This window comes from Kitasatospora sp. NPDC032150 (genome assembly GCF_055579945.1).
In genome coordinates, this window is record NZ_JBVIMH010000026.1 from 31,884 (window position 1) to 47,201 (window position 15,318).

The following is a 15,318-nucleotide window of genomic DNA, read 5'->3' on the forward strand; positions in this document are numbered from 1 at the left end:
CCGATCATGGCCGCCACTCCCTGCTGCAGTACCGATGCGACTGGGACCGCGACGACATAGCAACCTGCCTCGAATGGGGAAGTTCGTATGGATGTCAAAGCCGTATCAGACCTGATCTACTACCCCGTCAGCGAAAAGAAGATGGTCCGAGGGGAGGGTGTCTATCTCTACGACGAGGATGGCAAGGACTACCTCGACTGCGCCTCCGCCACGTTCAACCTGAGCCTCGGCTACTCCCACCCGGTAGTTCTGAAGGCCATGAAGGAACAGGCGGACGAGCTGATCCACCTCACCTCCTCGTATCAGAGCGACCCGATCAACGGGCTCGTGCGTCGGCTGATCGACGTCTCGCCGGACAACATCACCAAGGTCCATCCCAAGGTCTCCGGTGGCTCCTCGGCCAACGAGGGTGCGATCAAGATGGCGCAGTACGCCACGGGCAAGTCCGAGGTCATCACCCTGTTCCGGAGCCATCTCGGGCAGACCATGATGATGGCCTCGATGTCGGGCAACGCCTTCCGCAAGGCGCCGTTCCCGATCCTGTACCCGGGCAACCTCCAAGTCCCCGACCCGTATTGCTTCCGGTGCTTCTACGGCCAGAAGAAGGAAACGTGCGGGATGATGTGTGTCGACCGCATCGACGACTTCCTGGAGTACGCCAGCGGCGGCCAGGTAGCGGCGATCGTGATCGAGCCCATCTCCGGCAACGGCGGAAACATCGTTCCGCCGGACGGCTACATGCAGCGACTGCGCTCCTTCTGCGACGAGCACGACATCGCCCTGATCTTCGACGAGATCCAGACCGGAATCGGCCGGACCGGGCAGATGTTCGCGGCGCAGCACTTCGGCGTCGAGCCCGATGCGATCACCACCGCCAAGGGGCTCGGCGGCTCGGGCGCCCAGGTCGCCGCCATCCTCACCAATGACCGCCTGGCCGGCCTGCCGGCGCACCACCACTCGTTCACCTACGGCTCCAACCTGCTGGCCGCCGCGGCTGCCAATGTGACCCTGGACATCGTCCGCCAGCCGGACTTCCTCTCCAACGTCCGGGCCACGGGCAACTACATCCTCGGCCGGCTCGCCGACATGCGGCTTCGCTACCCGGCCATCGCGGACGTCCGGGGTGTCGGCCTGATGATCGGCTTCGAGATGACGGAGCGGGACGGGTCCCCGGCCGTGAAGCTGACCAACCACCTCGCGCAGGCCGCGATGCAGCACGGGTTGATCCTGCGTACGTCGCGCTACGGATACGGGAACGTGCTGAAGATCCGCCCGCCACTGATCCTGACGCTCGACCAGGCGGAGCAGCTGTGCGACCGTCTGGAGGCCCTCTTCGCCGCGGAGTTGTCGAAGTGAGGGAACTGCTGATGGGTCTCGGACGGCACGTCCGGTCCGAGCTGATGGCGTACGCGGAACGTGGACTCACCCGTCAGGTGCACGGCGACTCGCCGGGTGGTGATGCCCAGTTCGACGTCGACGCGGTGGCTGAACGTGCGGTCGTGGAGTACCTGCGCGACAACGCCGGTAGTCCACTGGCGGTCTACACCGAGGACGGCTCGTTCGTGGAGATCGGCCGCTCCCCGAAGACCGTCCTGGTCGTCGACCCGATCGACGGCACCAGGCCGACCTCGGCAGGTCTGGAAATGGGCATGGTGTCCATCGCGGCGGCACCGCTTCAGGGGCCCGCCCCGACGCTCGCCGACGTGACGGCCGGGCTCCTGATGGAGATCAAGGACGGATCGTGGATCTACGGCGACGAAGCCGCAGGACTGTCCAGCGGAGGCTTCCCCCATCAGGTGCCCCGGCTCAGCACCACCACTGAACTCGCCAAGATGTTCTGGTCGATCGAGTTCAACGGCCACCCCATGCACCTCATGAACGCGGCCTACTCCCACCTGGTGGACCTGTCCGCCAACACCGGAGGGGTCTTCGTCTTCAACAGTGCCTCGTTCTCCATATCCCGTGTGATCACCGGGCAGTTGGATGCCTATGTCGACATCGGCAACCGAATCCTGCGGGACCACCCGGGCACCGAAGGCGACTTCCTGAACGCCGGGCGCGGCTCGATCCTGCACCTGTTCCCCTACGACATCGCCGCCGCGGCCTACCTCGCCCGCCTTGCCGGCGTCGTCATCACCGATGCCTACGGCAAGGATCTCGGCAGCACATCGCTGCTCGACCTCGATCCGATGAACCAGCAATCGTGCATCGCGGCAGCCACGCCGGAACTGCACCAGCAACTGCTCGACGAGATCCGCTGGGATCTGCCGGGCGTGTCCGCCGCAGCGAGTGGAGGCATCGCATGAAGGCCCTCGTCCTGACCGACGAACGTACTCTGGCGCTGGTGGACCGTCCCGCCCCGGAGGTCAGCGAGCCTGACGACGTGATCGTGCGGGTGGTTCAGACGGGTATCTGTGGGACCGACCGCAGCGTGCTGCTCGGCAAGTTCGCGGCCGAGCCGGGCGTTGTGATGGGGCACGAGGCGGTCGGCACGGTTCACGCGGTCGGGCCGGGCGTCACCACGCTGGCCCCCGGTGCGCGAGTCATCATCAACCCCACGCTCTACTGCGGCCATTGTGAATCGTGCCTGCGGGGCTACTGGGACTTCTGCGGCAACAAGGCCGGAACCGAGGTCGGCATCGATCGCGACGGGGCGTTCGCGGACTTCATCCGGCTGCCCGAGCGGTTCTGCCACGCCATCCCGGACGGCATGAGCTTCGACCGGGCCGTGGTGGTGGAGCCCCTCGCCTGCGCGCTGAACAACATCGAAGCGGGCCGGCTGCAGACCGGCGAGACGGCGGTCATCGTCGGCGGTGGGCCGGTCGGGGTGGTCTGTGCGCTGGCCGCACACGCCTACGGCGCCAGGGTGCTGCTGGTCGAGCCGGACTCCTTCCGGCAGTCGCTGTGCCGGGACGTGCTGTCCGAACTCGACAGCGACACGGGGCGGATCAGCGTCCACACCCCGGAAGACCCCGCGCTCACCTACCGGGGCGACTTGGTGATCGACACTGTCGGCAACCTCCTCGAACAGAGCCTCGGTTACGCGGCCGTCCGCGGGCGGGTCGTGGTGATGGGATACAACAGCAACGCCTCGGCCACGGTCCGGCCGCTCGAGGTCCTGCAGCGGGGGTTGCAGATCATCGGCGCCGGCGACTACAACAGCCAGCTGTTTCCCAGGGCGATCGAGCTGGCCCGTTGGCTGCCACTGGAGAAGGTGGTCACCCACCGGTTCGGCCTGCACGAGTTCGACGAGGCGTTCGCGTCCCTGGCACCGGTTACCGGAACGCCGTACTCGGCGCTGAAGGTCGTCCTGGTGCCGGAGCCCAGCGGGGTGAATGAGTGAGGCCACGGCTCAATTCCGCCCTGTTGCCCGGCCTGGACCGTCCCGTGATCATCGGGGAGTACCCCTACTACCGGGCCAGGCCGGAGAACTGGACGTCGAACCTGCGTGAGCTGCGCGGTCTGGGCGTGGACGTGGTGTCCTGCTATGTCCCGTGGCGCTTCCACGAGGTGGCCGACGAGCCCTCGCCACGGTTCGACTTCACCGGTGCCACCGGACCGCAGCGCGCGGTGACCACACTGCTGGACATCGCCGCCGAGGCAGGGCTGGGCGTTCTGCTGAAGCCGGGGCCGTTCATCCACGCGGAGGTTCAGCTCGGCGGCCTCCCGGACCGGCTCTGCGAACCGGACCGGGTTGCCTACGTCGGTCTCTCCGGCCGGCCGCTGACCTCCCAGGGCAAGCCGCTGCCCACGCTGTTCGACCCCCGGACGCGTCGCGAGGTCGAGACCTGGCTGGGAGCCGTCAGTGCTGAGGTGATCGCTCCCCGGCTCGCCCCGGACGGCCCGGTCGTGGCCGTCCAGATCGGCAACGAGGGTGTCTACGGCGATGCCCACATCCCGATCACGGCACAGGATGCCAGCGGCCCCGCCCGGCTGGCGTTCGCGCGGTGGCTGGCAGAGCAAGGCCACACCGAGCAGGCGGCCCGATGTGACCAGGACGTGGACCTCTGGTCCGCCGACCTGCGCCGACTGTGGTCGCGGTGGTCCGGTCAGGCCATCGTCGACGTCTGGGAATGGCTGGCGAGCACGCTCCCACCGGGCGTGCCCACGGTGGTCAATGTGCCGTTGGCACCGACCACCGGGCCGCGGCCGACCATCGACGCCTGGGCCGCCCGGACGACGGCGATCGGTGCGTCCAGGCACCTGATCGGCCACACCGAGTGGGTGGGCAATCCCGCCGCCGACCCGGACGCCTTCCAGGCGCACCTGGCCGGCATCCGGTTGGGCCGAAGCGATGTCGTGGAGGCGAACTGGGGGTTCACCTGGACCGACAGCGGCTTCGCTGAGCCTCGTACCCCGCTGTTCAATGCTCTTCTGTCGTTGATGCTCGGTTCCACCAGCTGCAGCATCTACACGGCCTGCGCCACCAGTTCGTGGGATGCGGCCATCGACATGGACCCCGAGGGGCTGCGCGCCGAGGGCGTCGACCCGCAACTGCACACCCCGCCGTACTGCCCGGGGGCGCCGACCACGGAGGACGGGAAACCCGGTGCGACCGCGGAAGGACTGCGCCTGCTCTCCGACTTCCTCGGCCGCTTCGGCTCGGAGTTCCTGACGACCACGCTGCACCGGGACGCGGTGGCCGTCGTCGATCGTTCGTTGCCCGAGGCCGACGCGTGGTCGGATGACAAGGGCAGCGCGCTTCAGCAGGTCGCGGCGGTCGCCGGCGAGCTGTTGTTCCGCCACTCCGTACTGCTCGATCCACAATGGCCGGAGGCGGTGGACGGCGGTGCCCCGGACGGCGTCCGGATCGGTGTCCTTCGTGCCGCGGACGACCAAGGCGGCATACGCCCGGCGCAGGACGAGTTGGTGCTGGATTCCGGGCCGGTCCGGACCGAAGCGGTCCGCGAATACCTCGAACGCCTGGTCCCGCCGACGCACCACGTTCCTTGGCGTAACACCGAAGGACGGGCTGCGGTGCTTCGCCGGGTCGACCGGGACCGACGCACCGAGGTCGTCGGCGTCTTCAACCCCTACGGTGATGCGGACACCGTCACCGGAACAGCGGGGGACAGGCGCTGGACACTGTCCGCGCCGGCCGGATCAGCCGCCGTGGCGGTGTTCCGGGACGGAGAGCTGCGGGGCTGGGTCGCCACCCCGTGCGCACAGGACGGAACACCGGCCACGCTGGCCGCAGTCTGACGGCTGCCCGTCCCGGGACCGGTCCCGACAGATCGGGCGCGGAGCAGCCGGCTCTACCACAGTGCACCGCGCCCTCCCCAGCCGCCCGGCCGCCTCACCTGACAGGAGGCGGCCGGGCCTTCCGCCGCCACACCGCTGCCGCACCGGTTCGGACGGCGGTTCCCGCACCAGTGGATAGTCGAGGTGGTTTCCTTGCCCAAGTCCGCCGATGCCGCGATGTTCCGGCAGTACCGGCCGGCAGATGGTCATACCCTGCAGATCCTCGCGGACCTCATCCGGCAGAAGCTGCCGATCTTCGCCATGCCGTCCTGGTTCGTTACGGCCGAGTCCGCCCAGGTGGGCTTCCTGCTCAGCGAGGCCGCCAGCGAACTGACGGGCCGGACCTCGGAGGCCACCCACCGCTCCTTCTTCGCCAATTCGCGGTACGAGGCGTATCACGGTGCGATCAAACTCATCCGGCACAGCCGCCTCGACACCTTCGACACTCACCGCGGACGGGTGCTGGTCCTCGATCCGGACGACGGTCTGCGCCATCGCTTCGACCCGCTCGGTCGCGGACCGGACCAGGCCCTCGTTCCCGGTGTCGTCTTCGTGCGAAGCGTCGTGGAGCTGGCCTCCGCGCTGAGCTCCGGCCAGTACTGCGGTGTCGTCCTTCTCGACCCGGCTCGCCTGGCGAACACGGAGCTGGCCGAGATCTCCGGACAGTGCCGGTCTGCCGGCACGCGGATCGCCCTGGATCTGTCCGACTTCGACTTCAGGGACCGGCACTTCGTTCCGGCCGCGGTACTTCGGCCCGATCTGCTCGTGGTCGGCGAATCGCTCACCGGCTATCAGGTGCCGTTCGGTGCCTTCGTCGGGACCCAGGACATCTTCCGGGCCTGGGCCACTCCCGGCACGACGTTCCTCCACTCGAACACCTACGGGGGAAACTCCGTCGCGATGCATGCCGTCAAGTCCCGGCTGCTGCAGAGGTGGAGCACCGCCAGCACGGCCCATCGGACCGTGAGCGACATCGGCCGCGACTGGGACCAGGTGCTTCGGTACTACGGTCGCCATGTCAACCCCGGCACCGCGCGGATGCACCGCAAGCTGCGTGGTGCACTGCGCGTGGTCAGGGCCGACGGTTCCCGGCTGACGGTCCAGCTGGACTCGGGCCGCAGGCTCGACCTCGTCGACGGCCTGTGCGGCGCGGGTCTCGGCGTGAACGGCCACAATCCGGCCGATGCGCTGACCGAGGTCGTCGGACGCCACGACCCCGAGACGGACTACGTCGCGGAGTTGGAGCGGCTGCTCACCCGGGAGACCGGGCTCGACCATGTGCTTCCCGCCGTCAGCGGTGCCTCGGCGGTGGAGACCGCCCTGACCATGGCGATGCTGGCGAATCCAGGGCGGCGCAGGATCCTGGTCTTCAAGCACAACTACGGCGGCAAGACCCTGGTCTCACTCCTGGCCACCGCAGCCACCAGGACCAGGGCGCCGTTCGCACCGCTCTATGACGACATCCGGTACATAGACCCCTTCGCGGCGGATGCCGCGGCCTTGCTCGAGGACGAACTCCGCTCCGGGCACGTGGGTGTGGTGTGGATCGAGCTGGTGCACGGAAGCTCGGACTCGTTCGCTCCGATACCGGACGAACTGCTGGGGATCCTCGCGCGGGAGCGCACCGAGCGCGGGTTTCTCATCGGTGTCGACGAGGTCCTCACGTCCTTCTACCGCTGCGGTCGCAGGTTCGCCCACCAGGGGCGACTGCCGGTGGTCGACCTCGTGACGGTCTCCAAAGCACTCAGCTACGGCTGCTTCCCGACCGGCGCCGCCGTCGTCTCCGAGGAGGTCCACCGAGCCGCGCGGGAGTACGCGCCGGCTTTGGTGGACGAGCTGCGGACCCGTCATGCGAACCAGCTCGGCGCTCACTTCGGTGTGCAGGCGATCACCCAGGTGGACGCGCTGGGTCTGGCGCAAAAGGTCGCGGCCCTGTCCCGAACGGTCTCGGACGGGATCGCCGCGATGAGCGGTGGGTCGGGGAGCGTCGACCGGTGCTTCTCCGAGGGCCTGCTCGGCCGGATCGAAGTCAGGCCGCCTCGCCTGCTGCGCCCGTTCGTCAAGCCGGACGGGGAACTGATGACCTTCGCCATGATGCTGTGGTGGATCACCCGGGCCCGGGCCTTCGTCGTCTACGACGTCTTCCTCCTGCCGCTGATCGCCACTCCGGAGGAGATCCGTCGCTTCACCCGCAGCGCCGTCGAGCTGTCCCGGACGAGTCCGTACCGAGTGCTCGCGCAGGTCGGAGCCTTTCTCTTCGAGGACCGGGTCGCCGGTCTCGTCCGTCGGTGGACCACGGGGTTCCGGCCACGCCGTTTCAGGAACAGGGGATGATCATGAATGGCACGTCCGGTGTGGACGTCGTCCGCCGGTTCTTCGACCTCTTCGCGCAGAACCGGCTGGAGGAGATCAAGGATCTGCTCGCCGACGACTTCGAGTGGGTCTACCACGGTCCCGAATCGCTACCGTGGGCCGGCATCTATCGGGGCGCGGGCGGCTTCGACCGGTTCTTCGAGATCGTCCGGGATCTCATCGACGTCCAGGAGTGCGAGCCGTACGAGTTCATCGACGCCGGACACCGGGTCATCGTGCTCGGCTTCAGCCGCACGAGGGTCATCGCTTCCGGCGCGGAGTACAAGGCGCAGTGGATCAACGTCTTCACGGTGCTGGACGGCCGCATCACCCAGTACCTCGACCTCTTCGACACCGCCAGCGTCGTCGAGGCGCTGCAAAGGTCCTGAGAGGCGGTTGACATGACGCAGGACACCATCCATCGCACATTCGCGGCGGTGGTCCGTGCCCACCCCGGGCGGACCGCCCTGATCTGCGGACCGGATCGGATCAGCTACCGCGAACTCGCCAGCAGGGTGGACGGCTTGGCTGAACGGTCGCTCTCCTCGCTCGACCCGGAGGAACTGGTGGGCATCTGCGCCACCCGGTCACCGGAGTCGGTGGTGGCGCTGCTCGCGATCCTCCAGGCCGGGGGAGCATACGTTCCGCTGGACCCCGACCTGCCCGATTCCCGCCTCCGATGGCTGGTGGCTGACAGTGGTGTTCGCAAGGTGTTCGCGCACCGATCCGACACCGCACGGCTGCGACAGGTCCTCCCGGCCGAGGTACGGGTCCTGCCGCTGGACGGGGACGTGCCGGCCGCGATGGCGGACCGGACGCCGCAGAGCGGTGGCAGCGACAGTCTGGCCTACGTGATGTACACGTCCGGCAGTACCGGCGAACCGAAGGGCGTGCTGGTGGAGCACGGGTCGGTGCTCGCCCTGGCCCGAGGCGCCACGGCCGCTCTGGGGCCTGACGACGTGTTCCTCCAGCTGGCACCCCTTCACGTCGATCCCTCCGTGTTCGAGATCTGGGGCGCGCTGCTCAACGGGGCGACGCTGGTCCTGCCTGCGAGCCGGGATCTCGGCGTGTACGACATCGGCCGGGAAGTGCTGCGGCACGGGGTGACCGTGCTGAGGCTGGCGGCGCCGCTCTTCGCGGTCGTCGTCGAACACGACGTCACTTCGCTGCGTGGAGTGCGCCTCCTCGTCTCCGGTGGCGACCGGGCGGACCGGCGAGCGGTCCGGCGGGCTCTGGCCGAACTGCCCGGCTGCCTGGTGGTCAACGGCTACGGCCCTACGGAGACCACGGTCTACGCCTGCTGGCATCCGATGACGCGCTACGACGACTCCTGGCCGTCGGTGCCGATCGGACGCCCCCTCGACGCGGCCCGGGCCGTGGTGGTGGACGAGCAGCGACGACCTGTGGCACCCGGCGAGGTCGGCGAGCTGTGCATCGGCGGCCCGGGAGTGGCCCGGGGCTACCTGGGACGTCCGAAGCTCACGGCGGAGCGGTTCATCGAGCACCCGGACCGGCCCGCCGAGCGCCTCTATCTGACGGGCGACCGGGTTCGGCATCTCGCCAACGGCGACCTCGAGTTCATCGGACGCCATGACGACCAGGTCAAGATCCGCGGCTTCCGGGTGGAACTCGGCGAGGTCGAAGCCGTTCTCGCGGCAGCTCCCGGTGTACGCCAGGCGGCGGTGGTTCTGAGGCGCGGGGACGCCGGGCAGCAGTTGGTGGCCTTCGTCACCCTCGGCCCGGAGTGCACCGCCGACGGTGCGGCCCTCCGGGCTCACCTCGACGGTCTGCTCCCGCGGCACATGGTGCCCACGGCGGTCACGGTTCTGCCCGAACTGCCGGTGACGCCGAATGGCAAGACCGACCGCCGGGTGCTGGCGGAATCCGTTGCCGAACCGGACGACCGTGCGCCGGTCGCGTCGCCGAGCACCGACACCGAACGGCACCTGCGGGGGATCTGGCAGGAGGTGTTGGGCCTTTCCGGGATCGGGCCCAACACCTCGTTCCTCTCGCTCGGTGGCGACTCACTGTCGGCCATGGCCATCACCGCGCGGATCGAACGCGAGCTCGGTGTCCCGCTCCCACCCGCCGCGCTGTTCGACTCGGTCACCGTGCGGGAGTTGGCCGCCCAGGTCGACGGCGCCGAGCGACGGCCGTATCCGCCGTGCGTCAGAGCAGGTGCCCGGGTGCCGCTGTCGCCGAGTCAGCAGGGCGTCTGGTTCGAGGAGCGGCTCGTCGGCGGCGGGCGCTACAACATCGGTCGGAGCTTCCTCGTCCAAGGCCCGCTGGACGTCGGGGCGCTGAGGCAGGCCATGGCCGTTCTCGCCGACCGGCAGCCCGTGCTGAAGTCGGTGATCGAGCACGACGGAACGGACTGGTTCCAGACGGTCCGCGACGAGCAGGTGCCACCGGTATCGCACGTCGAGCTGAGCGGACTGCCGAGTGCCCTCCGGGAGGACCGGGCCCGGCAGCTGATCCACGAGGCCGCCGCTACCGATGTGACCTCCCCGAACGAGTCCCTGGTCCGCGTGTTGGTGATCGATCTCGGCGAAGCCCGGACGATCGTCCACTTCGACGTCCACCACGTCATCGCGGACGACTGGTCGTTGGACGTCCTTTTCGACGAGCTGTCCGCGCTGTACGAGCAATGCCGTGGCCACCGCCCCGCAGTGCTTCCCGCGCTGGAGCTGCGGTACGCCGACCACGTCCTCGCCGAACACGAACGCCTCGGGGACCGCCTCACGACAGCACACGCCGCCTGGCAACGGACGTTCGAGGGCTGGAGCGGTTCCTTGGACCTGGTGACGGATCACCCGCGGCCGGCGGTGCTCAGCGGCGCGGGCGACCAGGTGCGGGTCGACCTGGACGAGGAACTGACCCAACGGCTGGCCGACTTCGCGCGCCGCCATGATCTCAGCCGGTTCATGCTCTGTCTCGCCGCGGTGTACGTCGTGCTGTCCAAGCACACCGAGCAGGACGACATCTGCCTCGGGACGCCCGCCGCCGGCCGGCAACAGCCCGGCACGGACCTGCTCATCGGCTATTTCGTCCGTCTGCTGGCGATACGGGTGAGGTCCTCGGGCGAGGCCACCGTCGCCGAGCTCCTCCGGCAGGTGCGATCCGCCTGCGTCCAGGCGTACCGGTACCAGGATGTTCCGTTCCAGGCGATCGTCCGGGAAACGGGCACCGCTGGTTCGACGCACGGCACACCACCCTTCCAGGTGGTGGTCAACTACCAGCAGCGCTCACCGAGGCCGCTCCGGTTGGGACCCGCAGAGGTCGAACCCTGGCCGGACGCCACGAACCGCCCGGCCAAGTTCGACCTCTCCTTCTCGTTCCAGGCGGACGGCGACCGTACCTCGCTCGAGGTCGAGTTCAGCACCGAGCTGTTCCGCCGTGACGTGATCGAAGAGCTGACGTCCCATCTGGTGACCGTGCTCCGCGCCATCACGGCCGACGACGGGCGCCAACTGCGGGACATCGACCTGCTCGGACACGACGAGGGGCTTCGTCCGCCGCTCGATGCGGAGCACGGCGAGCCGGCACCGGACGCGACCATCCACGAGCTGTTCGACCGTCAGGTTCGCATCGTTCCCGACAAACTCGCCGTGGTCGGCGAGGGCGAGGCCCTGACGTACCGCGAACTGGCCGATTCCAGTGATCGGGTGGCTGCCCACCTGATCCGGCAGGGCGTGACCCCCGGGAGTCTGGTCGCCGTGTGCCTGCACCGCTCGCCAGGGCTCGCGGCCGCGCTCCTGGGCGTGCTGAAGGCCGGCGCGGCCTATGTCCCACTGGACCCGACCTACCCTGCCGAGCGGCTCAGGTTCACCATCGACGACGCGAAGGCACGATTGCTCGTCTCCAGCAAGGACCTCCATGAGGAGTTGTTCGGCGAGGCGATCTCCGCCACCCCGGTCGACATCGATGCTCTGCTGCGGAAGCCGACGGACGGCCCGGTGTCGCTTCCGAAGTCCGCGGGGGACGACCTCGCTTACGTGATCTACACGTCCGGCAGTACGGGCACACCGCGCGGGGTGATGATCGAGCACCGGTCGGTGGTCAACACGCTGCGCGGCAATCTCGATCGGCATCCGCTGGTCCCTTCGGACGTCTGGATGCAGTTCACCTCGGCCGGTTTCGACGTGGCGGCCTACGAGCAGTTCATGCCACTGGTGTCGGGGGCGACGGTGGTGTACTGCCCCGATGAGACCAGACAGGACCGGGACGCCTTCGTCCGCTTCCTCCGTGATCACCGCATCACGGTGATGGTGGCCGTCCCGTCGTTCCTGCGCGCGCTGGGGCAGCCCGACCTCGCCGGCGTCCGGGTGCTGGTGACGGCGGGCGAGCCGGCGGATGTGCACGACACCCGGATGTTCTCCCGGACAGCGACCGTGATCAACGGATACGGGCCGACCGAGGCGGCCATCCTGGCGACCACGTACGAAGTGAACCCTGCAGACCGGCTGGCACGGGTGCCGATCGGGAAACCCCTGCCGCACACCCGGGCCTACGTGATCGACCGCCATGGCCGGATGGCCGCCGCCGGAGTGCCCGGAGAGCTCTACCTCGGTGGCGCGGGTGTCGGACGCGGCTACTGGAACAACCCCGAGCAGACCGGCCGGAAGTTCGGTCCGCACCCGGCCGTCGGCGAGGAACGTCTCTACCGGACCGGGGACCGGGTGCGGTGGCTGCCCGACGGTAGCCTCGACTTCCTCGGCCGGCTTGACGACCAGATCAAGCTCAGGGGTTTTCGGATCGAACTCGGCGAGATCGAATCCGCCATGACGGCCCAGGCGGATGTCGGGGCCGCAGCCGTCGTGGTCAACCGGTCCGGGCCGGACGCCGAACTGGTCGCCTTCATGGCTGGCAACGCAGACCCGGACGGGGTCCGGGAGCACCTGACCCGACGGCTGCCCCGGTACATGGTGCCGTCCTCGATCGTCGTGGTTCCGCGGATCCCGATGACCAGCCACGGCAAGGCCGACCGCGAAGCGCTTGCCCGGAGTCTGGAGAGCGAGCGGCCGAGCAGGAACGCCGTGGTCGCCGCCTCGTCCCTCGAACAGCGTCTCGCGGTGCTGTGGAGCGATGTGCTCGGGACGGAGGTCACTTCGGTGGAACAGGACTTCTTCGCCGCCGGCGGACATTCGCTGCGTCTGATGCAGCTGCTCGGCCGGGTCGAGCGGGAACTCGGGGCGCGAGTCACCGTACGCGACTTCCTCACCGAACCGACGGTCCGAGGCATCGCGCGGAACCTTGAGCGGGCCAGGACCGGGGCCGAGACCCCGATCGACGTGGTGGACCGTTCGCTGGCCCGGCTCGATCCGTCCCTGGTCTTCCCCGCGGCACCGACCGGACCGCAGCCGATGCGGTCGGTGCTGCTCACCGGCGCCACCGGCTTCGTCGGAGCGTTCATCCTCCAGGAGTTGCTGCTCCGCACCCCGTGCGAGGTCGTCTGCCTGATCCGAGCCGCCACACCGGACGCCGCACGGGCGCGCATCCACGAGGTCGCCGACCGGTACCGGCTGCGGATCGACCCGCAGGACTCTCGACTCGCAGTAGTAGCGGGTGATCTTTCCCGCGCCGATCTCGGGCTGGCGCCGTCCGTGCTCGACGACCTCGGGCAGCGCACCGACACGATCATCCATGCCGGTGCACGCGTCCACCACATGTCGGGCTATCAACATCTCGCCCCGACCAACGTCGGGGGAACGGAAGCGCTGCTACGGCTTGCCGCCACGGGCAGGCCCAAGCGCCTGCACCACCTGTCCACGACATCGGTGTTCGGTGTGGGCGCCGAAGAGCGCCGGATCGACGAGAACTCGCCGATCGAGCACGAGCGGCATCCCCGAGGGCGGGGCTACTCGGCCAGCAAGTGGGTGGCCGACCAGCTCGTGTCCCAGGCGGTCTCTCGAGGCGCGGACTGCCGCATCTACCGGCTGGGCCGTGCCTCCGGTGACACCGTGAACGGCGCGGCCAACCCTGACGACATGTTCTGTCGGATCCTCATCAGCTCTGTCCGGCTCGGCTGCTATCCCGTGGACTCCGAGCTCGACTTCGACCTGGTGCCCGTCGACGTCATGGCCCAAGCCATCGTTCGCCTGGCGACGGCCGCGGGGGGACCACGCACCGTCTACCACCTGCACCACCCACGACCGGCTGGACTCAGCCTGTTCCTGAATGCTTTCGACCGGAGGCATGGCACCGTCACCTCGGCGGTGAGCCTGCCCCAGTGGGTGCGGCGCCTCCAGGACGCCGCCGCCGGTGGCACAGATCTCCCCGCGTTCCCTTACCTCGACCACCTCAGGGAACTCGCCGGCGCATCCCGGTGCCACGGCCGGAACACATTCGTCAACACGGAGACGGCCGGCGCCCTTGCCCGGCTCGGACTGGACCTCCCGACCATCGGGCCGGCGCTGACGGAACGCTATTGGGCCTTTCTCGACAGCACCGGACTCCTCATGACGAAAGGCGAGGCATGACCGACACGACCCAAGGCCGGATGTTCTTCCCGGTGGCCCGTCAATGCCCGTTCGACCCGCCCGTCGAGGTGACCCGGCTGCGGTCCGACGCGAGCGTGACCCAGGTCTCCATCTGGAACGGGACCCGGCCCTGGCTCTTCACCCAGTACGAGGACGCTCGCGCGGTCCTGTCCGATCCGCGGTTCAGCGCGGACAAGGGCCGCCCGGGATATCCCCTGTCCAGCCCCGCCGCAGGATCCGAGGTGACCACACCGCCCACCCTCCTGGTCATGGACAACCCGCTGCACGACGCGTATCGCCGGCTCGTACTCAGCGAGTTCACGGTGAAACGCGCTGAGCAGTGGCGCCCGGCCGTGCGCAGGTTGACCGACGGGTGCATCGACCGGTTGCTGGCCGGTCCGTCGCCAGCCGATCTGGTGGCGCAGCTCGCGCTGCCGATTGCTCTGGGGACGATCTGCGAACTGCTCGGCGTGCCCTACCAGGACCGCGAGTTCTTCCGGACACGTACCCACACCATGGGCTCGGTCACGGTCACCACCGACCAGGCCGCCGCCGCCCGGCGCGAGCTGCAGGACTACCTGTTCGGCCTGGTGAAGGCCAGGACCGAGGCACCGGGCGAGGACTTCATCAGCCGCATGGCGGTCAAGCACGTGCGCGGCGGAACCATGAGCCACGACCTCCTGGCCGCCATGGCGCTGCTGCTGCTGACGGCAGGGCACGACACGGCGGCGAACATGATCGGCTTGGGAGTGCTGACCCTGCTTCGGCATCCGGAGCAGTTCGCGCGCCTCGGGGAGAGCGAGGACCCCGCCGTCGCCGCCGGAGCGGTCGAGGAGTTGCTGCGTCACCTGACCATCGTGCAGCGGGGGATCAGGCGAATCGCCGTCGAGGACGTCGAGGTCAACGGCCACCAGGTGAAGGCCGGCGAAGGCGTCATCGCCGGGATCGACGTGGCCAACCGCGACCCGCAGCGGTTCGCCTCGCCCGAGGAGTTCGACATCACCCGGGACTCGCGTGCTCACCTGGCGTTCGGCTACGGGATCCACCAGTGCCTCGGTCAAGCGCTGGCCCGGATGGAACTCCAAGTCGTGTACACCGCCGTCGCCCGGCGGATCCCGACCCTGCGGCTTGCTGCTCCGCTGAGCGAGGTCAGGTTCAGGTCCGACATGGCGGTCTACGGCGTTCACGAGCTGCCGGTCTCCTGGTGAGCGCTGTCCCCGCGTCGATCGTCAACCGTGCCAGGAGA

The 15,318-nt window shown here is 68.8% G+C and carries 8 protein-coding genes; all 8 read left to right on the forward strand.

What is annotated here, in order from left to right; genetic code table 11:
- Positions 1–87: 87 nt before the first annotated feature.
- Positions 88–1,356 carry an aspartate aminotransferase family protein gene (locus tag ACZ5ON_RS26260; RefSeq protein WP_465597497.1) on the forward strand — a complete coding sequence of 423 codons (1,269 nt, stop codon included), beginning with the start codon at positions 88–90 and terminating at the stop codon, positions 1,354–1,356.
- Complete coding sequence (locus ACZ5ON_RS26265; RefSeq protein WP_465597500.1) at positions 1,353–2,306, forward strand: inositol monophosphatase family protein; 954 nt, start codon at positions 1,353–1,355, stop codon at positions 2,304–2,306. The genes ACZ5ON_RS26260 and ACZ5ON_RS26265 overlap by 4 nt, the downstream gene beginning before the upstream one ends.
- Positions 2,303–3,343 (forward strand): zinc-dependent alcohol dehydrogenase, encoded by a 1,041-nt coding sequence (locus tag ACZ5ON_RS26270; protein ID WP_465597503.1) that lies wholly within the window; start codon positions 2,303–2,305, stop codon positions 3,341–3,343. Before ACZ5ON_RS26265 ends, ACZ5ON_RS26270 begins: the two co-directional genes overlap by 4 nt.
- Positions 3,340–5,202: a beta-galactosidase gene (locus tag ACZ5ON_RS26275; RefSeq protein WP_465597506.1), complete on the forward strand. Its 1,863-nt coding sequence runs from the start codon at positions 3,340–3,342 to the stop codon at positions 5,200–5,202. The genes ACZ5ON_RS26270 and ACZ5ON_RS26275 overlap by 4 nt, the downstream gene beginning before the upstream one ends.
- A gap of 192 nt (positions 5,203–5,394) precedes the next feature.
- The gene (locus ACZ5ON_RS26280) at positions 5,395–7,575 is read left to right on the forward strand and encodes an aminotransferase class III-fold pyridoxal phosphate-dependent enzyme (protein WP_465597509.1); all 2,181 of its coding nucleotides are present in this window, start codon (positions 5,395–5,397) and stop codon (positions 7,573–7,575) included.
- Positions 7,576–7,577: 2 nt separating this feature from the next.
- On the forward strand, positions 7,578–7,982 hold the full coding sequence (locus ACZ5ON_RS26285) for a nuclear transport factor 2 family protein (protein ID WP_465597512.1): 405 nt from the start codon (positions 7,578–7,580) through the stop codon (positions 7,980–7,982).
- Positions 7,983–7,994: 12 nt separating this feature from the next.
- On the forward strand, positions 7,995–14,072 hold the full coding sequence (locus tag ACZ5ON_RS26290; RefSeq protein WP_465597515.1) for a non-ribosomal peptide synthetase: 6,078 nt from the start codon (positions 7,995–7,997) through the stop codon (positions 14,070–14,072).
- Positions 14,069–15,280, forward strand: a complete 1,212-nt coding sequence (locus ACZ5ON_RS26295) for a cytochrome P450 (protein ID WP_465597518.1) — start codon at positions 14,069–14,071, stop codon at positions 15,278–15,280. The genes ACZ5ON_RS26290 and ACZ5ON_RS26295 overlap by 4 nt, the downstream gene beginning before the upstream one ends.
- The last annotated feature ends 38 nt before the right edge of the window (positions 15,281–15,318 follow it).